Raw genomic sequence first — 20,207 nt, forward strand, 5'->3', positions numbered from 1 at the left:
GGTGATAAATTCTGCGAGCTGAGCTAATTTAAGCCCATTATTAGATTAGTTATGTATAATGCGACTTCTTTTTGTGGACAGATGGGTGAGTGGCCGAAACCACACCCCTGCTAAGGGTGCAGCTTCTAACCGGGGCTCGAGGGTTCAAATCCCTCTCTGTCCGCCACTATTTTAAAATTTAAATCAATAAAATTTCACTTCCGTGGTTCAGTCGATTCTAGCTGCCTAGGATGCTACCTAAAAGCAGCACTGGCATCATTAGTGGCATTACGATGAGCCCTTGTATATCGGTATCCATTTTCGCATCGCGCTCGCTTTTGATCCCGCTATCGACCGCTATACGCGCAGGGTACTCGATCGGCACGCCTAGGCGGTGCGATCTGCGCAGCTCGTCGTGATCTTTTAGGCGCTTAAAATATTTGCCTTCGATCAGATAAGAGTAGCGAAACGTAGAGCTATACGCTGGCTCGAGCTGCTCTGGATCGTCCATCAGCTTAGCCTGCACGGATAGCGGCAGATCGTATTTTACAAGCTCTATTTCATGCTGGATATACGCAGCATCGCTGCCTTCATTGTATCTGTCGATCGTGAGCATGCTTACGTTGCGCCTTATCGCGTCTTTATTTAGCGACGCCAGACTCGCAACCTTGGCGCGCACGGCGCTAAGATTCGCATCAAATATGTAATCATAAATCTCGCCGCTCATACGCAGCTGACCGCCAGACGGCGCGCTCATAGCGATGATATGCTCGCGCCCTTGCATGTAGCCCGGAAAATTCTTACTCGCGCATCCGCTAAAAATCCCACAGCATAGTGCTAAAACCGCGCCGCAAATCCAAAATTTCATAAACTTCCTTTGTAAAATTTAAAGACGGATTGTATTAAATTTTGCCTTAATGAGAGTGGAATTTTATGACGTGGCAAAATGGGATTCTGCGCGAAATTTCGCGACGGCGACGCGTAGAATTTCGCGCGGACTTTTATGAAATTCCGATGAGATTTCACAAGAACTGAAGCCGGAATGCGCGGAAGAGGTAAAAGAAGCACAAGAGCGCTATCGAGATTTAAAATTTTAAAATCTCGAGGAAATTTCGCGAAAGGAAGCGAGCCATTTGTGCGTCAAAAATTTAACCGTCATCGCGAGCTTGCTTTTAAATTTTAAAATTTTACGACAGGCTTTAGAATTTAAAATTCCAAAGCCCTTTTTGATATGCGGCGCGCTACTTTCGATTTGCGTTAGCAAGCATCAGCTTTATGCGGTTTTCCTGATTTACTGCGCTTGCGCCCGGGTCGTAGTCGATCGCGGCGATGTTTGCTTGCGGGTAGTTCTGTTTGATCTTTCGGATCATTCCGCGCGCGATGATGTGGTTTGGCAGGCAGCCGAAGGGCTGCGCGCACACGACGTTTTGTATACCGTGGCGCATAAACTCGACCATCTCCGCCGTCAGCAGCCAGCCCTCGCCCATCTTCACGCCGTGACCGATGTAGCCGTCAGCGGCGGCACGAACCTCGCTAAATGGGCTCGGCGCGCGAAATCCGAAGCGCTTCATCTGCTTAATCATCATGCGCTGGAAAAATTCCACTACTTTAGCGACCGCAAGCGAGCCGTAATACGCCGCGCCGCCCTTGCCGTAGAGCTGCTTGTCGTAGACCGCATCGTAGATGCAGGTAAGCACGAAGTCCATCAGCCCCGTATTTACGGGCTCAGCGTTTTCGCGGATGAGGTAGGCGTTTAGGCCGTTGTTGCCGATGGGCGAGTATTTGAGATAAATTTCGCCCACGATGCCTACTTTTACTCGCGGCTTATCGTCGCGCTCGATTTTAGCGAACTGCGAGAGGATAAATTTGAAATTTTTCTTGAGATTGAAAAACGATCTTTGATCGGTCAAATTTTTGATCCGCTCGGCGCAGAGTTCGTAAATTTCATTCGTTTGATTTTTGATCTTTTCGTAGGGCTTGCACTGATTATACAGCCCCATCATCAAATCGCCGTAAAATATCGCGGCAAAAAGCTTTAGAAGCGATTTTTTGCCGAGGCTAAATTCGTTCTCATCTAGCGAGCCGAAATTTAACGAGATCGCGGGGACGTAGCTAAAGCCGCTGTCCTCAAGCGCTTTGCGAAGCAAATTTATGTAGTTACTCGCTCTGCAGCCGCCGCCCGTTTGGCTGATGAGAAGCGCTACTTTGTGCGTATCAAACTCGCCACTTTTGAGCGCGTCGATGAACTGCCCGATGACGAGCAGCGCGGGGTAGCACATATCGTTGTGGACGCTGCGAAGCCCTTCCTCGACGATATTTTGACGATTTTCGCCGAGTAGGACGCTCTTATAGCCCTCGTCGCGCAGCACGCCTTGCATAAAGCGAAAATGCGGATCGATCATCGTGGGGATCAATATTGTGTGGGTGGCTTTCATATCTTTCGTAAATTTAGCAAACATTAGCGCGCATCCTTTCTTGCTTCTTGTTGCGCGCCTTGCCTTTCGCGCTCTATCATAGTCGCTTTTAGGCTACGCAGGCGGATCTTGACCGCACCTAGGTTCGTAACCTCGTCGATTTTAAGTTGAGTGTAAATTTTACCGTTTTGACGCAGTATGTCGCGCACCTCGTCGCCCGTGATCGCATCTATCCCACAGCCGAAGCTCACTAACTGCACCAGCTGCATGCGCGGGTATTTACAGATGAAGCGTGCCGCGCTATAAAGCCTGGCGTGGTAGGTCCATTGATTAAGGCTTTTCGTCTGCACCCTGCTAAGCGGCAGTGCGTCCTCGCTAAGCACTATAAAGCCCAAGGAATTTAGATAGCGATCGATGCCGTGGTTGATCGTCTTGTCGATATGATACGGACGACCCGCTAGCACAATGGCGCTGGCACCGCTACTTTGTATCTCTTTTAGGGTCTCCTCGCCTTTTATTAAAACGGTATTTTTATAGTTTTGCAGCTCCTTAAGACCTTGCAAGACGGCGTTTTTCACGGCGTCGGAATGAAATTTATATCCGGCGTTCGCGAGCTCAGCCTGCATCGTTTTGCAAAATGAATCTTGCATGTTAAGATCCACGTGCGGGTAGAGGAATTTTTTCTCCTCCAGCGCGCCTACGTTCGCGCGTATCAGCTCAGGGTAGTATGCGACTACGGGACAGTTGTAGCAGTTCTCGCTGATATTTTCGTCCAAGCTGTAGCTCATACACGGATAGAAGATAAAATCGACGCTCTTATTTAGCAGATCGTAGATGTGGCCGTGCACGCTTTTAGCCGGGTAGCAGACGGTATCGCTCGGGATGCTTTGGCTTGCCAAAAACAGCGTCTCTTTTCGCGGCTTTTGCGACAGCACGACGCTCATGCCTAAATTTTCAAAAAACGCACTCCAAAACGGGATCATCTCAAACATATTCAAAACAAACGGAATTCCGACTCGCGGTGCGTCTTGCTTCGGCGGCTTACGATATTTTCGCAAAAGCTCGTTTTTAAACTCAAATAAATTCGTAATGTCGTGGCGAATCTCTTTGCCCGCGCCGCGCTCGCATTTATTGCCCGAGACAAATTTAGTATCGCCGAAGTAGCTGATCGTAAGCGGGCATTTGTTCGTACAGAGCTTGCAGACGCTAAATTCGCTGCGATGAGTGAAATTTTCAAGCTCTGCACGACTGATCATATCGGTGCGCTCGTTCGCGTTATTTTTGGCAAAAAGCGCCGCGCCGTATGCACCCATAAGCTCGCTGATATCTAGACGGATCACGTCCTTGCCGAGCTCTTTTTCGAAGGCACGCAGCACAGCGTTGTTTAAAAAGGTACCGCCCTGCACTACGATGTTTTGCCCAAGATCATCGGCGTTTCGCACTCGGATGACCTTGTAAATCGCGTTTTTTATGACGCTAATAGCAAGTCCAGCGCTGATATCCTCGATCGTAGCACCGTCCTTTTGAGCCTGCTTGACCGAAGAGTTCATAAAGACCGTGCAGCGGCTACCAAGTTTGGCGGGATGGGTTGCAAAAAGGGCTAGGTTCGCAAAATCTTTAATGTCATAGCCCAAAGAATTTGAAAAGGTCTGTAAAAACGAGCCGCAGCCCGAGCTGCACGCCTCATTTAGCACGATAGAATCGATATTGCCATCTTTAATGGAGAAACACTTGATGTCCTGCCCACCGATGTCGATGATAAAATCTACTTTCGGATTGAAGTGGCGCGCAGCACTATAATGCGCGATTGTCTCGACGATACCGTAATCAAAGCGAAAGGCGGTTTTAATGAGATCCTCGCCATATCCGGTAACACCGCTGCCCTTGATCTTGATGCGACCCTCGCAAAGATCGTATAGCTCCTTAAGACGCGGCAGCAGGATATCGACCGGATCGCCTTTATTGGAGGAGTAAAATTTATACAGCAGCTCGTAGTTTGCGCCCATAAGCACGACTTTGATCGTAGTGCTGCCGCAATCCACGCCCAAATACGCATCTCCACTGTAGGTGTGGATATCCACCTTAGGCACGCTTGCGCGGGCGTGGCGAGCGGTGAACTCGTCAAATTCCGCTCTGTCTTTGAAAAGCGGCGGCTCGGCTTCCAGCGCGGTCCTGTCGGGCTCCTTTTTTAAAAGCGCGATCGTCTCATCTAAATTTAACGTCTCGCCCGTATCTTTTGCATACAGCGCGCTGCCGTAAGCCACGAAGTAAGGCGCAATGTCGGGGAAGGTCGCGGTTTCGTCGGTGAGCTTTAGCACCTCTTTAAAGCGCGCCTGAAGGCCTTTTAGGAAAAACAACGGGCCGCCTAGAAACAGGATATTGCCCTTAACTTCGCGACCTTGCGCAAGCCCTGAAATCGTCTGCTCGACGACCGCGGCGTAGATACTAGCGCAAATATCCTCTTTTCTAACGCCCTGATTTAGTAGCGGCTGAATGTCGCTTTTAGCAAACACACCACAGCGTGAAGCGATCGGATAAATTTTACTCGCCGCAAAGCTTAGGCGATCAAGCTCCGTGATATCCAGATGCAAAAGATTAGTCATCTGATCGATAAATGCGCCGGTGCCGCCCGCGCATGAGCCGTTCATACGCTCTTCAAGTCCGCCCGTGAGAAATAAAATTTTAGCATCCTCGCCGCCGAGCTCAATGACGACATCGGTCTTCGGAAACATCCGCTTGACGCCGAGCGAGGTAGCGAAAACCTCTTGGACGAACGGAATTTTGCAATTTTTGGCGATGCCCATGCCTGCCGAACCCGCTATGGCGACGCTGAATTGCTCGCCCGCATAGGTTTTTTGGATTTGCAAAATTTTATCCAGCACCAGCTCTTTGGGCTTTGCCAAATGCCGCTCGTAGCTCTTGCTTAAAATTTCATATTTATCGTTTAAAACTACCGTTTTAACAGTGGTTGATCCTACGTCAATGCCTAAAAAAATCACATCTCGCTCTTTACTAAATAAATTTTTACTCGGCCGAATCCTCGAATTTAGCGCGAGCTTTCTAAATTAAAATTTGCATTTTATAGTAATATTTTTAAACGCAAATAAAATCAGGATATATTTTATCTTTTTCTATCGAAAAAGACGATTTTTAGGCAGTTTAGAATTAAAAATTTTAATGGAAAAGTTGTAAAATTTTAGATTTAATGCGAGTAGACTTTGCGCGAAATTTTTTAAAATCTCGCGCATTATAAAAAGAGCTTCCTTTTGAATTAAGAAGCGTAAATTTAAAGGATTATTTTCGTAGCTCTTTGATTTTAGCCGCTTTACCGCGTCTATCGCGTAGGTAAAATAGCTTCGCGCGGCGAACGCGTCCTTTTCTTAGAACCTCGATGCTTTCGATGCTTTCGCTGTAGATCGGGAAAATTCTCTCTACGCCGACGCTATTTGCGCCGATCTTGCGGATGATAAAAGTCTCGCTGACGCCGTTTCCGCGGCGCGCAATGCAGGTACCTTCGAAATTTTGAATTCTGCTCTTATCGCCCTCTTTGATCCTGATGGCTACCTTTAAGGTGTCGCCGGCACGGAAATCAGGCACACTTTTGCTTGTGATCTGAGCGTCCTCAAACGCTTGGATATACTTGTTTTTCATAAATTTCCTTTATTTCTGGCGATTTTTCGGTACATATCCGGGCGGAAGAACCTCGTTTTGCATAGCGCCATTTGATTTTTTAAGCTGCGCATTTTAGCGTGATTACCCTTTAAAAACTCTGAAACTATAGGTAAATTTTCAAAAACATCAGGCTTTGTAAATGCGGGCGCCTCTAAAATTCCGCCCTCGAAACTTTCTTCGACGAGCGAGCTTTCGTTGCCCAAAACGCCCTTTATGTTGCGGCTTATCGCATCGCACATACAAAGCGCGCCGAGCTCTCCGCCGGTAAGAACGAAATCGCCGATGCAAAAAATTTCATTTACATATCTTTCGACTATGCGCTCATCGATCCCCTCGTAGCGCCCGCAGATAAAGCATAAATTATCTTGGCTGCTTAGGCGCTTAGCATCGTTTTGGTTAAATTTTTTACCGGCGGGCGAGAGGTAGATAAACTTGGCGTTTTTAAATTTAGCTCTTACGTGTTCGATCGTTCCGGCAAGCGGCTCCGTGCCGATCAAAAGCCCCGCACCGCCGCCGATCATATAATCATCTACCTTTTTATACCGATTTGCCGTGAAATTTCTCGGGTTAAAAAAATGCGTCGAGATTATTTTCTTATCGGCCGCGCGCTTTAAAATAGAGTCCTCAAAATAGGGCGCGATGAGATTTTCAAATAGAGAGATGAAGATAAAATTCATGAATTTTCCAAAATCGCGCGCGCATTTTGCGTAAAAATTTTACGTTCGCTAAGCGAAATTTCTTTCACATAGGCGTCCACGTAGGGGATGAAAAATTCTTTCGGCAAAGCCTGCGAGATTAGGCTTTCATCCGTTTCTACTTCAAAAAGATATCCGTTTCCGATCTGCGATATGTCCCTTACGCGCCCCAAAACCGCGTCGTGTTCGTAAATTTCAAGCCCGATGATATCGAAGTAAAAGAACTCGCCCTTTTGCAATTTGCAAAATTTCCGCGTATCCTCTTTGCTTCGGTAAAGGATTTGGTTAGTTAAATTTGCCGCCGCTTCTACGCTTTCGTAATTTTTAAAGATAGCGCTAGAATTTGCGCCGCTAAAGGATAAAATTTCTAAAATTTCGCCGTTTCGCAGATAAAATTTGGCGCCTTTTTTAAACTGAGAGGGGAAGTCGCTGCGATCAAAAATTTTAACCGCGCCCTTTAGGCCGATAGTCCGACCGAGCTTCGCGACCTCTAAAAGATCATCAGGCATCTTTGGCTTTGACGGTAATTTTATAATTGATCGGATCTTTTGCTTTATAGCCGATGATGACGGTCTTTATGGCGTTTATCATTTTGCCGTCCTTGCCGATGAGTTTGCCGGTATCGGCCTTGTCGGCATAGACGATGATCTCGGTAAAGTTTTCACCGACCCGCTTTTGCGTAGAAACGGACTGCGGATAGTCGGCGATCAACTTTGCGTATTCTTTTATAAAATTTTCTACCATTTTATTTGCTTGTGATTTGAGCGACCCTATCGCTTAACTTCGCGCCTACGCTCTTCCAGTATGCCAAACGCTCCGCGTCGAATTTGATATTATCGCTCTGTTTTAGCGGATTATAAAAGCCGATCGTCTCGATAAAGCCGCCGTCGCGTCTTTTCCTGCTATCCGTTACCACGATGCGGTAAAAAGGCTGCTTCTTTCTTCCGATTCTTGTAAGCCTAACAACTGTTGCCATTTTTTCTCCTTAAATTTTTGTAAGTTTTAGAACTTGCAGATGGCTAAAACTTAAACATCTGCAAACTCTACCGAGAGGCTATCTCGGTAAATTTTGCCTTTGAGCGATCGAGGCAAGCCCCTGCATGCCGCCCTTGCCCGAAAATTTTTTCGCAAGCTTCGAAGCGCCCGCGAACTGCTTTAAGAAGCGGTTCACCTCCACCTGCGAAAGCCCCGCGCCGGCAGCAAGTCTGCGCTTACGCGAATTATTAAGCAGATCCGGATTTTCGCGCTCTTTCGGCGTCATAGAGCTGATCATCGCTTTGATATGAAGTATCTCTTTTGAGTTTTCCAAATCGATATCTTTTATCTTATTCGCCATGCCGGAAAGCCCTGGGATCATACCGATTAAATTTTTCATATTACCGAGCTTTTTCACGCTTTCGAGCTGATTTACGAAATCATTGAAATTAAACTCACCCTTTTTGATCTTTTTATTCAGAGCCTTGGCTTCTCTTTCGTCGAAAACGGCGCTTGTTTTCTCAGCCAGCGTCGCTAAATCGCCCTCGCCCATAATGCGGCCGGTGATTCTATCGGGTATAAAGCCCTCCAGATCGGCTACCTTTTCGCCGGTTCCGATAAAGCGAAGCGGGATACCCAACTGCTGCGCGATACCAAGAGCTACGCCGCCTTTTGTATCGGCGTCAAATTTACTTAAGATCACGCCCGTTAGGCCTAAAATTTCATCAAATTTAGCGGCCGTTTTAATTCCGTCTTGACCGCTCATAGCGTCCGCTACGTAAAAAATTTCATGCGGATTTAGAGCTTTTTTCATCTCCGCAAGCTGTGCCATCAGAGCCTCATCGATCGCAAGACGCCCCGCCGTATCTACGAGCAGTACGTCATAAAGCCCGCTTTTAGCCTTGCTTAGCGCTTTTTCGGCAACCTTTAGCGGATCGCTCTCGCCCTCGATGAAAAATAGCTCGATCTCGTTCGCCTCGCACAGCTGGCGGAGCTGTTCGACCGCGGCTAGGCGCTGCAAGTCGCACGCAGCGACCAAGACCTTTTTTTTACGAAGTTTCAGATAGTTTGCAAGTTTTATCGTGCTTGTGGATTTTCCGCTTCCTTGAAGTCCCGTCATCAAAGCTACCGTAGGAGGCGTGCTAGCGAATACAAATCCCTGACTGCTGCCTCTAGGCGCCGTTAAAATTTTAGTCAAATTTGTCTTGATGGACTGCAAAAACGGCTTCTGTCCTATCGTACCGATACGAAGATCGGCTTCGACAAGCGCCAAAAAATCCTTTACGACTTTGTGGTGCACGTCAGCCTTTAAAAGCGCTTTTTTTAGCGTCTCCAAGGCGTTTTTTAAAGCTTTTTCGTCATCGATTGTTTTTAATTTATTGACCGCGCTTTTAAACGACTCGCTTATGATCTCAAACACTTTGATCCCTTATAAAATTTTTAAACTTGCGATGTTACCTAAAATTAACTTAAAAGCCATTGAATATCAGAGCTCTTTAGGAATTTCAAAGCCGAATTCGTTGAAGCTTGTACCTAGCGGAGCTTTAAATTTAAGCCCTAAAATTTCGGTCTCGTACGAGTGCAGAAACATCCGCCTCGCGCGGCTTTTAGCGTATTTTTCATCGCCTATTACGCCGAATCCCGCATTTGCAAGATGCACGCGGATCTGATGCGTCCTGCCCGTCTCGATCCGCACCTTTACGAGCGATTTTTTGCCGCTTACCATCAGCGGATAAACCTCGCTAAATGCGCTCTTACCGTTTGGCGAAATTTTAGAAAACGCGCCGCTTCTGGTCTTTATCGTCAAAATCGGCTCGTCAAATTTCATCTCTTCGCTCACGATCCCCTTCACGATCGCGATATAGCTTTTCCTCACGCGTAAATTTTTAAACTCCGCAATCGCCGCTTCGCGAAATTCTTTGTTTTTGTACAGCAGCACGACGCCGCTAGTCTCCTTATCAAGGCGGTTTAGAAGCCCGAATTTATAGATTTTTTCTAAATTTTCGCTGCTCATAAAGGGCGGCTTATTGACCGCCAAAACGTTCTCATCCTCGTAAATGATCGCGGGTTTTGCGGGCTTCATCACGCTAAATTTAGTATTTTCGCCGAGCATCTCGCGCGCTAGAGCAATCTTTGCGCCGCGCGCGCTTACAAGCCCCGCGTCGATGAGGGCCTTGGCTTCGTTGTGCGAGATGTTTTCCTGCGCCGCCAGCAGCTTGTAGGCTTTTTCTTGCATTAAATTCTTTCCTTAATTAAATTTTCTATCTCTTGCAGATCGCAAATTTTATCTATCCGCGTGCCCTTTAGCGGCTCTTTTAAAGCGCTTGAAATTTCGTTCGCCTCGCACAGAGCGATGTTTTGTACGAGCGCGTACAGCGCCTTTTGATTATGAAAAAATCGCCCGCTGATGATCGGCACGCCGAAGCTCGCCGCCTCGATCGGACTATGTCCGCCGATATTGCGCAAAAAGCTGCCGCCTAAGATCACGGCGTTTGAAATTTTATAAAAGTTCGCTAGCTCGCCGAAGGCATCAAGCAAAATAAAATCGCTCCGAAGCCCAGCGCCGTCGCTAAATCGCTCAAAGCTAAGCCCGTGCTCGCGCGCCCAAATCTCACAAATTTCACGTACCTTTTCAAAGCGCTCTGGATGTCTCGGCGCCAGGATGATTTTTAGCTTTTGCGGCACGGCAGTCGAGGCTGCTGCATTCGGTGCGGTAAAATTTAAAGACGCGCCGTTTAAAGGCGCCGTATTCGGCACGGCGGTCGAAGCGTCGCTTGAGCTCGCCGCCTCCAAAGAAGTTGCGTTTAAATTTAGTGCTTCGGTCGAGCCCATCTCATCGCGAAGCTCGGCCGTAGGCAAGTCCGTCTCGTCGCGGATACTCGCTGCGCGCTGGTATTTTTCGGGCATATTTTGCGAACTGCGAAATTTTATAAAATCGTTTAAATTTGATAAAACAAGCTCCTCCTCGCCCTCGTGAGTATTTGAGATCGTAAGCACGAAGCTATTTGCGGACGCGGCGGAATAGTCCTTCGTCGCAACGGCGATATTCGCGCTTTTCACGTTGCCCGCGACCTTTATATTTTTTGCGCCGAGCTCCCTCAGCCGCGCCGCATCAAGCTCGCTTTGCGCAAGCACCAGATCGATATTTTCAAACGCTTTGCGATAATAAAACTTAAAGCGCAGATAACTCGCGTACGAGCGGTCGCTAATGCGCGCGTTTAGCAGGATTACGTAGCTTCCGCGCGATTTAGCGGTACGGATCAAATTTAGCCACAGCTCGGCTTCAAAGATCACCAGCACGCGGCTGCCCGTAAGCCAAAACGGAAGCCAGTTTTCAAACGGCAGGTAGCGAGAGTTCGGCGTGAGCGCACGCGCCGCATTAAAGCCCGTCTGCGTGGTCGTGCTAAGCGCGACGCTATCAAATTTAGAAATTAGCGGCGCAAGAGCGTTTACCTCGCCCAGGCTACAAGCGTGAAAGTGCACCGAAGCGGGGCTAAATTTAGGGTTTTTGTATAGAAAAAATCGCGCCTTCAGGCTCGTGCGGTATTTTTTTTTAAAGCTTAGGATAAAAATAAAAGGCGCAGCTGCAAGCCACGCCAAAAACGCCAAGGCGGTGTAGATCACTCGGCTTCTTTATATAAAATTCTGCCGCAATACGGGCAGGTTACGATGTCGTCGCTTTTGATGACCGCGGAATAGGTCTTGTCGCTTATGCGCATAAAGCAGCCGTAGCAGGCCTGTTTGCGCACCGGCGAGACCGCCGTATTGCCCGCCCACTTACGGATCTTTTCGTAGAATGAGACGGTTTTGGGGTTCATCGCCTGCATTAGCTTATCGCGCTTGGCGTAGATCGCGCCGCGTGCGACCTCGACCTCGCCCATCTCGGCGCTTACCTGCTCCTGCAAGCTTTTTAACTCGGCTTCAAACGCCTCTTGCTTTTCGCTCTGCTCTTTTACGAGCGCTTCCTTTGCGGCTACGATCTTTTCCAGCCTTTCGATCTCCTCGTTTGTGGCTTCGAGCTGCTCTTTTGCGATGTCCTCTTCGACGCTAAGGGCCTTGATCTCCTTTTCGGTTTTTGCCGCGCCGCTTTTTTTGCCCGTGCTTTTTAGCTTGGACGAAAATGCGCTAAGTTGCGCGTTTGCTTGTAAAATTTGAGATTTTAGCTCGGCGATCTCCGCATTTAGAGTTTCGATCTGTTCCTTTGCGCCTGAAATTTCGCCGCTTTTTTTGCCCAGCTTCTCCTGCGCGGCCTCGATTTTAGGCTTAAACCCGTCCAGCTGCTTATCGAATTCGCAAAGCTCTACCAATTGGCTTAAATATTTGTTCATCTTTTTCCTTTAATAATACGTAAATGGATTTTTTTGCTCGCTTATTATAACTTCAATTTCGCTTTTTTGCAAGAAAGGTGCGAGCGCGCGCCCAAAATAGCGCTCACTTTCAAAATGATTTATGTCGATCAAACTCACGCCGTTTTCTAAATTTTGAAGCGCCGCGTGATATTTTATGTCGCCCGTGATGAAGCAATCCACGCCCAAGCTTTGATTTAGTTCGCTTCCGCTGCCAGTGCAAAGCGCGATATTTTGGATGAAATTTTTCGTCTTCACGGTGCGCAGATGCTCGATGCCAAGCTTGCGCTTTATCTGTGCGCACAGCTGCTCAAAGCTCAAATCCGCGCGCATGAAAACCAAAAATTCCCGCTCATCCGTAATTTCAAATTTTAAAATTTCGCGCGCTACAAACCCGTTTAAAACGTGCTTGTCAAAGTTCGTATGCATCGCGATGAGAGAGATGTTTTTGCGGATCATCTCATAGATCAAATTTGCAGGATAAAGCCGCGGATCAAGCGATTTTAGCGGGCTAAAAATCAGCGGGTGGTGCACCACGAAAAGCGAGCCCGCCTCCGCCTCGCGCACCAGCTCGCTAGTGACGTCAAGGCTTAGATAGATTTTTGAAATTTCATCATCCAAGCTTCCGAGCATTAGCCCGCTATTATCCCACGCCTCCGCGTCGCAAAATGGCGCGGCGGCGTTTAAAATTTCATAAATTTCGCCCGTTTTCATAAATCCTACTTTGCGCTTTCATCCGCTTTGTCTGCGGAATTTTGCTTGCCGCAAGCGTTTTTTAAATTTGCGCCTGCGGAGTTTGCGTTTGCCGCGCCGCCCTCTTTGCCGCTTTTTTTATCGCTGCACGTCGCGGCATCCAGCTCGGCGACGTATTTTTGCGGATCTGCATAGCAAAGCGCGCAGTTTTTGGCAAGATCGCGGATCTTTAAAATATAATCCTGCCTCTGCGTGACCGAGATCGCTCCGCGCGCATCAAGGACGTTGAACGTGTGCGCCGCGAGCATGCAGTAATCATACGCGGGAAGCGCCAGGCCGTGCTTTAGGATGCTCTTGCACTCGCCGAAGCAGTTTTCAAACTGATTAAAAAGCATCGCGGTGTCCGCAAGCTCGAAGTTGTATTTGCTGAACTCAAACTCGCCCCTTTTATGCACGTCGCCGTAAGTTACTAGCCCCGCCTTGTCGTCCCAGACGATGTCGTAAACGTCGTCTTTGTTTTGTAGATACATCGCCAAGCGCTCAAGCCCATAGGTGATCTCGCCGCTTATTAGCTCGCACGTGATGCCGCCTACCTGCTGAAAATAGGTAAACTGCGTCACCTCCATGCCGTCTAGCCAAACCTCCCAGCCAAGCCCCCAAGCTCCCAGCGTCGGGCTCTCCCAGTTGTCTTCTACGAAGCGGATATCGTGGCTTTTAAGATCCAACCCCAGCTTCTCTAGGCTTTTTAGATAGAGCTCTTGGATATTATCCGGGCTCGGTTTTAAGATCACCTGAAACTGATAATATGCGCCCAAACGGTTTGGGTTTTCGCCGTAGCGCCCGTCCGTAGGGCGACGCGAAGGCGCGACGTATGCAGCGCGCCACGGCTTACTTCCTAGGCTGCGCAAAAAGGTAGCCTGATGATAGGTGCCTGCGCCCGCGGGCATATCGTAGGGCTGAACGAGCAAGCAGCCCTGCTCGTGCCAGTAGTTTTGAAGCGTCAAAATAATCTGTGAAAACGTCATTTTTATCCTTTTATCGATATGTAAATTTAAATTTTATCTTCCAAGCGCTTTTCAAAGTCCGTTTTAAAGGCTCTTTGCAGCTTCGAGCTTTTAAAAAATTTCCAAATTCCGGTCCAGTATTCGCCAGCTCTCGTAGGCTCGTTCGCAAAATCAAAAACCGCGTAATCGCCCGCTTCAATACATAATTTTTCGCCGGTTTCATCGCGCTCATTTTTGCGGCACTGCTTCGCGGATTTGCAAGCTTCGTCGTGACTTTCTTTATAGCGCCTCTCCTGCGAGCAAGTGCCTATTAGCACGGAGTATTCGCCCTGCGCGCCGTTTTCATAGTCGTAATATACGGCGTAAATTTCATTTTTCGTGGCGCTGCTTCTGCTAGCGTTAAATTTTAAAAACTCGCCCCACAAATTTGCGATCACCCCTCGCCCGCTCATCTTATCTGCGTTATTCGTGCGAGTCTTTAAGCCGCAAATTTCAAAGCCTTCGCGCAATTTTAAAATTTTCATAGATTAATCTTCAAGCAGCACTTCAATCTGCTCGGAGTCCTTTTTCAGCGCCTCCGCTTTTGCCGCGCGATCCGCCTTTAGCTTCGAGCTTAGCACCTCGTCGTTTAGAGCTAAAATTTGCACCGCCAGATACGCCGCGTTTTTCGCTCCCGCCTTGCCGATCGCAAGCGTCGCGACGGGGATGCCCGCAGGCATCTGCACGGTCGAATACAGCGCATCTACGCCGCTAAGCGCGCTGCCGCCGAGCGGGACGCCCAGCACCGGCTTGGTCGTATTCGCAGCGACCGCTCCGGCAAGATGCGCCGCCATGCCCGCCGCGCAGATGAAAACCTGCGCGCCCTTTTTCTCGGCGTCCGCGACGTATTTAGCCGTGCGGGCGGGGCTTCGGTGCGCCGAAGATACGATCATCTCGTACGCTACGCCGAATTCGTTTAAAATTTTAGCCGCCTCGTAAACGACCTCGTAATCGCTCTTTGAGCCCATTATTATAGAAACAAATTTCATTCTATCTCCTTTCTTAAAAAGCAAAACTCCGCGAGCTTCGCAGGCAGCTTAATCTCATTTAGATTGCCGCTGTGAATCTCGCTAAATTCCTTACCGCTGCGGCTTTGCAGCTTCTTAAATTTCAAATATGGCTTGCCGTCAAGCTCAAAAATTTCGCCGATCTCATTATCGCAAGGGCAAATTTTAAAGTCGCGCGGGGCAAAAATTTCATAACTCTCGCCTGGCAAAATTTTATCTTTGACGCTTATAAACTCGCCGTCTTGCGAGATCGCGCAGACCTGATGCGTGCCAAGCTCGATGCTGCGGTCTAAATTTTGCGTATCCTCTCGCTCGTACGGGCGCTTTATCAAATATCCGTCGCTAAAGCCGCGGTTTTTGAGCGTCGCGATCTCGCACTCGTAAACACGGGCCTCAAATTTATCGCTCGCGGCATCGTCGATCGCCGCGCGGTAAGCGTTCGTAGCGCACGCGACGTAGTATTCGCTCTTGGTGCGCCCTTCGATTTTGAAGCTGTCGATCGCGCCCGTTTGCATGATCTTTTGCACGTGCGAAATGAGGCTAAGATCTTTCGCGTTCATTACGAAAGTGCCCTCTCCTTCGCGCTCTTGCAAGCGGAAAAGCGCGCTGGTTTCGGGATTTTTCGCGTAAAGCTCGTAGTTAAATCTGCAGTCGTTCGCGCAGCTTCCGCGGTTGCTGAAGCGCCCGCTTTGCACCGCGCTAACAAGACAGCGCCCGCTGTATGCGAAACACATCGAGCCGTGCACGAAAATTTCAATCTCGAGGTTTGGAATTTTTTCTTTGATCTGCACGGCGTCTTTGAGCGTCATCTCCCGCGCCGCGACGATGCGGACGGCGCCCAGCTCCGCCCAAACCTGCGCGTCGAGATAATTTAGCACGTTAGCCTGAGTAGAGACGTGAATCGGAATCTCAGGAGCTACGGCTCGCGCGAGGCTCGCAACACCCAAAGTGGCGATTAAAATTCCATCCACGCGTAGATCGCGAAGAAATTCCAAATGCCTTTCGATGTTTCCTAACTGGCCGTTGGTCGCAAAGCCGTTTACGGTCGCGTAGAGCTTCTTGCCGCGCTCGTGCGCGTATGCGACGCCCTGCGCAAAGCTTTCCTTGCTAAATTCCTTTGCGCTTCGCTGGCGCAGCGAAAATGATCCGGTGCTTGCATACACGGCGTCCGCGCCGTAAGCTAGGGCGATTTTTAGTTTCGTTAAATTCCCAGCAGGAGCTAAGAGTTCGGGTTTTTTCAAATACATTCCTAGTGATTTTTTAAGCACGATTTTACTACAATTTAGCCAAAATTTTATTTAAGGAGCAGTTGATGCGAGCCGATCTACACAACCACACCTATCTTTGCAACCACGCTAGCGGCGAGCCGCGGCAGTATTTGGAAGCGGCGATCGCACGAGGCATAGAAATTTTCGGCTTTGCGGATCACGCGCCGATGAACTTCGATCAAAAATACCGAATGAGCTTCGAGCAGATGGAGCTTTACGAGCGGATGATTAGGGATCTGCGGGATGAGTTTAGCGGGCGGATCGACGTGCGGCTGGGATACGAGGTCGATTTTATGACGAAAAAAGAGCTGATGGATGAGCGGATTTTCGCGCGCGAGGTCGATTATCTCATCGGCTCGGTGCATTTTTTAAACAACTGGGGCTTTGATAACGAGGAATTTTTAGATCAGTGGAGCGGGCGCGAGATAGACGACGTTTATCGCGAATACTTTGCGCTGATCTGCGCGCTGTGCAGAAGCGGTAAATTCGACATTTTAGGGCATATGGATCTGATTAAAATTTTTAAATTTACTCCAAAAAAAGATATCAGAGTTTTAGCAGGCGGCGCGATAAATGCGATCAAAAAAAGCGGCATAGTCGTGGAGCTAAACTCCGCGGGGCTTCGCAAGCCCGCGAATGAAATTTATCCAAGCGACGCGCTTTTGCAGATGCTAGCGGATGCGGACGTGCCGATCACGCTTAGCTCGGACGCGCACTCGGTAGCTCAAGTAGCGCTAAACTACGATAAAATTTACGCCAAAGCGCGCGAGTTCGGCTATGATAAGATCGCAGTTTTCAAAAACCGCGAGCAGCAATTTGTAAGTCTGGCGTAAATTTACGGCAGCCGCTTTTAAATTTAAAAAGGCGCGGCGGCGAGAAATTTTAAAATTTCAAAAGCTTCGGCGGCGTAAAATTTTAAAAATCGCGGCGCGCAAAACGGCGCAGATAAAGTCGAATTTCAACTAAATAATGTTAAAATTCGCCGTTAAATTTAGCCCGAATACGGGCGGAAAAAAGGAAAAAATATGGGAAAATTTGTTAATGACGTGAAGGAATTTTTTAAATTTTGCGATGAAAACGAGGTCGAGTTCGTGGATTTTAGATTTACCGATCTAAAAGGCACCTGGCACCACGTCGCTTACAACTACAAGCGCCTGCCGAAGGACTTCGCCGACGGAATTCCGTTCGACGCGAGCTCGGTAGCGGCGTGGCAGCCGATCGATAAATCCGATATGATGCTAAAGCCCGACGTGCAAACGGCGTTTTTGGATCCATTTACCGCGGACGTTACGATCATCGTTATCTGCGACGTTTACGACATCTATAAAAACGAACTTTATGAAAAATGCCCGCGCTCGATCGCCAAAAAAGCCGAACAGTTTCTGCAAACCACGGGTCTTGGAGATACCTGCTATTTCGGGCCGGAGAATGAGTTTTTCGTTTTCGACGACGTAAAGATCATCGACGATATGAACTGCGCGATGTTTAAAGTAGATACCGAGGAGGGGCATTGGAACAGCGGCAAAAACTACAAAGACGGCTTTAATAGCGGTCACCGCCCGGGCGTAAAGGGCGGCTACTTCCCCGTCCAGCCCGTCGATTCGATGGTCGATCTGCGCGCCGAGATGTTAAAGGTACTTGAGCAGATCGGGCTTGAGACCTTCATCTGCCACCACGAAGTAGCGCAAGGCCAAGGCGAGATCGGCGTTAAATACGGAACCCTCGTCGAGGCCGCCGACAACGTGCAAAAATACAAATACGTAGTAAAGATGGTCGCGCACCTAAACGGCAAGACCGCGACCTTTATGCCAAAGCCGCTCTACGGCGACAACGGCAGCGGAATGCACGTGCACCAATCGATCTGGAAAAAGGGCAAAAACACCTTTTACAAAAAGGGCAACTATGCAAATTTAAGCGACGCGGCGAGATGGTATATCGGCGGCGTGCTAAAGCATGCGCGCAGCGTCGCGGCGTTTACGAACCCGAGCACCAACAGCTATAAGCGCCTGATCCCGGGCTTTGAGGCGCCGTCCATTCTAACTTATTCGAGCCAAAACCGCTCGGCTTCGATCCGTATCCCTTACGGCAGCGGCGAGCACTCCGTGCGAGCCGAGATGCGCTTCCCAGATAGCACCGCGTGCCCGTATTTGGCGTTCGCGGCGATGCTGATGGCGGGAATCGACGGCATCAAAAACAAAACCGAGCCGGTCGGGCCGATGGATGAGAATTTATTCAAACTGCACCTGGATGAAATTCGCGAGCGCGGCATCGAGCAGCTTCCGCACACGCTTCGCGGCAGCCTAGAGGCGGTGATCCGCGATAATGAGTATCTGCGCCCGATAATGAGCGAGCTTTTTATCGAGACCTATCAGCATTTCAAATTTGAAACGCAAGTTTGGCCTTACGAGGCGCGCCCTACGCCGTTTGAGTTTGCGACGAATTATTCGTGCTAAGGCTAAATTTTATGCCGCGCCGCCGGAATTCCACCGGGCGGGGCGGCATAAAGCCCTGGAATTTTAGAATTTTGCCGCGCGCGAGCTTTTAAAATTCCGTCGCGCGAACTTAAATACCGCCCGTGAAGCTTCAACTCTTTTACTCTAAACGCGAAATTTTATACTTTCTGCTCATTTTGCTTGGAATTTTATCGATAAACTTAGGCTTGAAATTTTATGAATTCAAAGAATTCCGCGCGAAAAACTACGCTTTTTACGACGCGCAAATTTTAAACGCCTACGCCAAAACCAACGAGCGCGGCCGCACCTACACGGTGCTAAAGCTCAAAACGGCGGATTTCACCCTCTACACGACCGCTGGGCTCGGGCGGGAATTTCACCGCTTCGCGCGCGTAAATATCGGCATCGTGACCAAAAACGTAAAATTTTTAGATTTTTTAAAGCAGCGTTTTTACGCACCAAATTTTAAAATTTCAGCTGAGACCGCGCCCTCCGGGGCAAAATGGCGCGCCATAGAGTTCGTTCGCGCCCAACACGAAGATGAGATGACGGCGGATCTTTACTCCGCGCTGTATTTTGCGACCGAAATTTCAAAACCGCTGCGCGCTAGCGTGACGAACTGGGGCATAGCGCACATCATCTCGATCAGCGGCTTTCATCTGGGCATTATCTTTAGCACCGTCTTTCTGCTCGCAATGCCGATCTACCGCTATTTTCAGGATCGCTACTTTCCGTACCGCAGCGCGAGGCGCGATCTTAGCGTCTTTGTGATCGTGCTTATGAGCGGATATCTCTTCGTGCTTGATTTTACGCCGAGCTTTCTGCGTTCGCTTGCGATGTGCTGCGTGGGGTTTTACCTCGCGATGCGAAATTTCTACGTACTTAAATTTACAAACCTCTTCCTAACGATCGCGCTTCTGCTTGCGTTTTTCCCGCACTTAGCCTTTTCGATCGGATTTTATTTCTCCTGCCTGGGCGTGCTGTATATTTTCCTCTACCTGCACCACTTCGCGCCCAAATTTAAGCTCTGGCAAAACGTCATACTTTTTAACCTCTACGTTTGGCTCAGCATGAATGTGGCGGTCTATTATTTCTTCCCGACCGCTTCGCTGCAGCAGCTTAGCGTAATGCCTCTAGGATACGTGTTTGTAATCTTTTATCCGCTAAGCATATTTTTGCATCTATTCGGGCTCGGCGGTGCGCTCGATACGCCGCTGCTTGCATTTTTAAATTTTACTTTGCCGAGCTTTCAGGCGCAAATTCCGCCGCTTCTTTTCGCGCTCGCAAACATCTGCGCGCTTGCTGCGATAAAGCTTCGCTACGCAGCGCTTGGATGCGCGATAATCGGAATTTCGCCGATATTTTTTATAACGTAGCGCGCGAAAATTCCAGCGGGAATTTTATCCGTTGGAATTTTATGCTAAAATCGCGCTTCAAATCTCACAAAGGATCAAAATGTTTATTGCAAACCTCACTTACGTTAAAGAAATTAGCGAAATCGATCGCTTCATCAACGAGCACAACGCGTTTTTAGACCGATTTTATGCGGCGGATAAATTTATCTGCTCGGGGCGCAAAGTCCCTCGCACAGGCGGCATCATCTTAATCAACGCCAAAGACCGCGCGGAGCTTGATGAGATCATCGCGCAAGATCCGTTCTTT

General features: G+C 48.7%; 21 protein-coding genes, 1 tRNA gene and 1 pseudogene. 5 read left to right on the plus strand and 18 right to left on the minus strand.

Annotated features, from left to right (window positions below; translation table 11 throughout):
• Positions 1-75 precede the first annotated feature (75 nt).
• A tRNA-Ser gene (locus tag Q0614_RS07375) sits at positions 76-166 on the plus strand.
• A gap of 51 nt (positions 167-217) precedes the next feature.
• Here the strand turns inward: Q0614_RS07375 and Q0614_RS07380 are convergent.
• From Q0614_RS07380 to Q0614_RS07465, 18 genes and pseudogenes are all read right to left on the minus strand, one after another.
• Entirely contained in the window at positions 218-847 is a 630-nt protein-coding gene (locus Q0614_RS07380) for a hypothetical protein (protein WP_298787685.1), read from the minus strand.
• Positions 848-1,072: 225 nt separating this feature from the next.
• Complete coding sequence (locus Q0614_RS07385) at positions 1,073-1,243, minus strand: hypothetical protein (protein WP_297963833.1); 171 nt, start codon at positions 1,241-1,243, stop codon at positions 1,073-1,075.
• The gene (locus tag Q0614_RS07390) at positions 1,221-2,438 is read right to left on the minus strand and encodes a 2-hydroxyacyl-CoA dehydratase (protein WP_295098664.1); all 1,218 of its coding nucleotides are present in this window, start codon (positions 2,436-2,438) and stop codon (positions 1,221-1,223) included. Before Q0614_RS07390 ends, Q0614_RS07385 begins: the two co-directional genes overlap by 23 nt.
• Positions 2,438-5,392 (minus strand): acyl-CoA dehydratase activase, encoded by a 2,955-nt coding sequence (locus Q0614_RS07395; RefSeq protein WP_298787687.1) that lies wholly within the window; start codon positions 5,390-5,392, stop codon positions 2,438-2,440. The genes Q0614_RS07390 and Q0614_RS07395 overlap by 1 nt, the downstream gene beginning before the upstream one ends.
• A gap of 295 nt (positions 5,393-5,687) precedes the next feature.
• Positions 5,688-6,044, minus strand: coding sequence for a 50S ribosomal protein L19 (gene rplS / locus Q0614_RS07400; protein WP_005873155.1), 357 nt, complete (start codon positions 6,042-6,044; stop codon positions 5,688-5,690).
• Positions 6,041-6,742 (minus strand): tRNA (guanosine(37)-N1)-methyltransferase TrmD, encoded by a 702-nt coding sequence (gene trmD, locus Q0614_RS07405; RefSeq protein WP_298787689.1) that lies wholly within the window; start codon positions 6,740-6,742, stop codon positions 6,041-6,043. Before trmD ends, rplS begins: the two co-directional genes overlap by 4 nt.
• Positions 6,739-7,269 carry a ribosome maturation factor RimM gene (gene rimM / locus Q0614_RS07410; protein WP_298787692.1) on the minus strand — a complete coding sequence of 177 codons (531 nt, stop codon included), beginning with the start codon at positions 7,267-7,269 and terminating at the stop codon, positions 6,739-6,741. The genes trmD and rimM overlap by 4 nt, the downstream gene beginning before the upstream one ends.
• Entirely contained in the window at positions 7,262-7,504 is a 243-nt protein-coding gene (locus tag Q0614_RS07415) for a KH domain-containing protein (RefSeq protein ID WP_005873158.1), read from the minus strand. The genes rimM and Q0614_RS07415 overlap by 8 nt, the downstream gene beginning before the upstream one ends.
• 1 nt (position 7,505) lies before the next feature.
• Positions 7,506-7,736, minus strand: coding sequence for a 30S ribosomal protein S16 (gene rpsP / locus Q0614_RS07420; protein WP_291939688.1), 231 nt, complete (start codon positions 7,734-7,736; stop codon positions 7,506-7,508).
• Positions 7,737-7,814: 78 nt separating this feature from the next.
• Positions 7,815-9,155, minus strand: coding sequence for a signal recognition particle protein (gene ffh / locus Q0614_RS07425; protein WP_298787693.1), 1,341 nt, complete (start codon positions 9,153-9,155; stop codon positions 7,815-7,817).
• 66 nt (positions 9,156-9,221) lie between these two features.
• On the minus strand, positions 9,222-9,971 hold the full coding sequence (locus Q0614_RS07430) for an RluA family pseudouridine synthase (protein ID WP_298787695.1): 750 nt from the start codon (positions 9,969-9,971) through the stop codon (positions 9,222-9,224).
• Positions 9,971-11,359 (minus strand): glycosyltransferase N-terminal domain-containing protein, encoded by a 1,389-nt coding sequence (locus tag Q0614_RS07435; protein ID WP_298787697.1) that lies wholly within the window; start codon positions 11,357-11,359, stop codon positions 9,971-9,973. Before Q0614_RS07435 ends, Q0614_RS07430 begins: the two co-directional genes overlap by 1 nt.
• Positions 11,356-12,063 (minus strand): zinc ribbon domain-containing protein, encoded by a 708-nt coding sequence (locus Q0614_RS07440; RefSeq protein ID WP_297948996.1) that lies wholly within the window; start codon positions 12,061-12,063, stop codon positions 11,356-11,358. The genes Q0614_RS07435 and Q0614_RS07440 overlap by 4 nt, the downstream gene beginning before the upstream one ends.
• Positions 12,064-12,072: 9 nt before the next feature.
• Entirely contained in the window at positions 12,073-12,795 is a 723-nt protein-coding gene (locus tag Q0614_RS07445) for a Nif3-like dinuclear metal center hexameric protein (protein ID WP_298787700.1), read from the minus strand.
• A gap of 167 nt (positions 12,796-12,962) precedes the next feature.
• Positions 12,963-13,799 (minus strand): annotated as a pseudogene (glyQ, locus tag Q0614_RS07450) (glycine--tRNA ligase subunit alpha); the annotation flags it as partial.
• Positions 13,800-13,825: 26 nt separating this feature from the next.
• Positions 13,826-14,302 (minus strand): GyrI-like domain-containing protein, encoded by a 477-nt coding sequence (locus Q0614_RS07455; protein ID WP_298787702.1) that lies wholly within the window; start codon positions 14,300-14,302, stop codon positions 13,826-13,828.
• A 3-nt stretch (positions 14,303-14,305) separates the two neighbouring features.
• Positions 14,306-14,806: a 5-(carboxyamino)imidazole ribonucleotide mutase gene (gene purE, locus Q0614_RS07460; RefSeq protein ID WP_298787704.1), complete on the minus strand. Its 501-nt coding sequence runs from the start codon at positions 14,804-14,806 to the stop codon at positions 14,306-14,308.
• Positions 14,803-16,065, minus strand: a complete 1,263-nt coding sequence (locus Q0614_RS07465) for a peptidase U32 family protein (protein ID WP_298787706.1) — start codon at positions 16,063-16,065, stop codon at positions 14,803-14,805. Before Q0614_RS07465 ends, purE begins: the two co-directional genes overlap by 4 nt.
• A gap of 71 nt (positions 16,066-16,136) precedes the next feature.
• Here Q0614_RS07465 and Q0614_RS07470 point away from each other — a divergent pair, with 71 nt between their 5' ends.
• The 4 genes from Q0614_RS07470 to Q0614_RS07485 all read left to right on the plus strand — a co-directional run.
• Positions 16,137-16,925 (plus strand): histidinol-phosphatase, encoded by a 789-nt coding sequence (locus tag Q0614_RS07470; protein ID WP_298787708.1) that lies wholly within the window; start codon positions 16,137-16,139, stop codon positions 16,923-16,925.
• Positions 16,926-17,117: 192 nt separating this feature from the next.
• Positions 17,118-18,545 carry a type I glutamate--ammonia ligase gene (glnA, locus tag Q0614_RS07475; protein WP_297881244.1) on the plus strand — a complete coding sequence of 476 codons (1,428 nt, stop codon included), beginning with the start codon at positions 17,118-17,120 and terminating at the stop codon, positions 18,543-18,545.
• Positions 18,546-18,667: 122 nt separating this feature from the next.
• Entirely contained in the window at positions 18,668-19,921 is a 1,254-nt protein-coding gene (locus tag Q0614_RS07480; RefSeq protein ID WP_298787710.1) for a ComEC/Rec2 family competence protein, read from the plus strand.
• A 79-nt stretch (positions 19,922-20,000) separates the two neighbouring features.
• Positions 20,001-20,207, plus strand: a 207-nt coding sequence (locus Q0614_RS07485; RefSeq protein WP_298787712.1) for a YciI family protein, incomplete at its 3' end; no start/stop codon positions are given.

The organism is uncultured Campylobacter sp. (assembly GCF_937997595.1).
GTDB lineage: Bacteria > Campylobacterota > Campylobacteria > Campylobacterales > Campylobacteraceae > Campylobacter_B.

Bases quoted from the DNA above. Each gene is read 5' to 3' on its own strand.
- Q0614_RS07455 (WP_298787702.1), bottom strand. From the start codon at position 14,302: ATGAAAATTTTAAAATTGCGCGAAGGCTTTGAAATTTGCGGCTTAAAG.
- purE (WP_298787704.1), bottom strand. From the start codon at position 14,806: ATGAAATTTGTTTCTATAATAATGGGCTCAAAGAGCGATTACGAGGTC.
- Q0614_RS07440 (WP_297948996.1), bottom strand. From the start codon at position 12,063: ATGAACAAATATTTAAGCCAATTGGTAGAGCTTTGCGAATTCGATAAG.
- Q0614_RS07380 (WP_298787685.1), bottom strand. From the start codon at position 847: ATGAAATTTTGGATTTGCGGCGCGGTTTTAGCACTATGCTGTGGGATT.
- Q0614_RS07430 (WP_298787695.1), bottom strand. From the start codon at position 9,971: ATGCAAGAAAAAGCCTACAAGCTGCTGGCGGCGCAGGAAAACATCTCG.
- Q0614_RS07470 (WP_298787708.1), top strand. From the start codon at position 16,137: ATGCGAGCCGATCTACACAACCACACCTATCTTTGCAACCACGCTAGC.
- Q0614_RS07390 (WP_295098664.1), bottom strand. From the start codon at position 2,438: ATGTTTGCTAAATTTACGAAAGATATGAAAGCCACCCACACAATATTG.
- Q0614_RS07445 (WP_298787700.1), bottom strand. From the start codon at position 12,795: ATGAAAACGGGCGAAATTTATGAAATTTTAAACGCCGCCGCGCCATTT.
- rplS (WP_005873155.1), bottom strand. From the start codon at position 6,044: ATGAAAAACAAGTATATCCAAGCGTTTGAGGACGCTCAGATCACAAGC.
- glnA (WP_297881244.1), top strand. From the start codon at position 17,118: ATGGGAAAATTTGTTAATGACGTGAAGGAATTTTTTAAATTTTGCGAT.
- Q0614_RS07415 (WP_005873158.1), bottom strand. From the start codon at position 7,504: ATGGTAGAAAATTTTATAAAAGAATACGCAAAGTTGATCGCCGACTAT.
- rimM (WP_298787692.1), bottom strand. From the start codon at position 7,269: ATGCCTGATGATCTTTTAGAGGTCGCGAAGCTCGGTCGGACTATCGGC.
- rpsP (WP_291939688.1), bottom strand. From the start codon at position 7,736: ATGGCAACAGTTGTTAGGCTTACAAGAATCGGAAGAAAGAAGCAGCCT.
- trmD (WP_298787689.1), bottom strand. From the start codon at position 6,742: ATGAATTTTATCTTCATCTCTCTATTTGAAAATCTCATCGCGCCCTAT.